Raw genomic sequence first — 234 nt, 5'->3', positions numbered from 1 at the left:
CCTCGATCGATTCCGCCATGCCCCGAATCTACGGGCATCGGGCGGGGATAACCGCGGACCCCCGGGCGATTCACCGGGGCGGGGCCCGGGTGCCGTCAGTCGACGGTGACGAAGTCGATCAGTCGCTCGACGGGGCCGAGCAGAGCGGGATCGAGGTCGGCGAAGGTCCGCACCCGCCCGAGGATCCGCAGCCAGGCGGCGGCGATGTCGGCCTGGTCGTCGTGCGGCCAGCCG

The 234-nt window shown here is 72.6% G+C and carries 1 protein-coding gene; it reads right to left on the bottom strand.

Annotation, left to right across the window (positions count from 1 at the left end; genetic code table 11):
- Window positions 1-95 precede the first annotated feature (95 nt).
- Window positions 96-234 (bottom strand): DUF3097 family protein (locus tag ACZ6JE_RS15675; RefSeq protein ID WP_464319551.1); only part of this gene is annotated, 139 nt, incomplete at its 5' end.

The organism is Frigoribacterium sp. AC759 (genome assembly GCF_979256015.1).
This window is presented reverse-complemented; position numbering and strand designations above follow the sequence as displayed.